Annotated in this window: 1 pseudogene; it reads left to right on the forward strand. The window is 46.3% G+C overall.

What is annotated here, in order from left to right:
- Positions 1-67 precede the first annotated feature (67 nt).
- Positions 68-255, forward strand: a pseudogene (locus JW499_RS22245) (transposase); the annotation flags it as partial.

Below are 255 nucleotides of genomic sequence, written 5' to 3' on the forward strand. Positions count from 1 at the left end.
GACAGGCATATTCTAAAAGCCTGATCTATACTGCTGATACCTCAAACAAGGATGTTAAGGAAATCATATGACCCGTGCCCGTCATCAGATTATTTCTACCGCAGACACTCCCTATTATCACTGTATTACCCGCTGTGTGCGGCGGGCGTTTTTGTGTGGCGAAGACTCATTAACCGGACAGAGTTATGAACACCGTCGTCAATGGGTAATTGACCGCCTTAAAACGCTGCAAGCCGTGTTCTGTATAGAACTGTG

It is taken from the genome of Amphritea pacifica, assembly GCF_016924145.1.
In the GTDB taxonomy this organism is placed as follows: Bacteria; Pseudomonadota; Gammaproteobacteria; order Pseudomonadales; family Balneatricaceae; genus Amphritea; species Amphritea pacifica.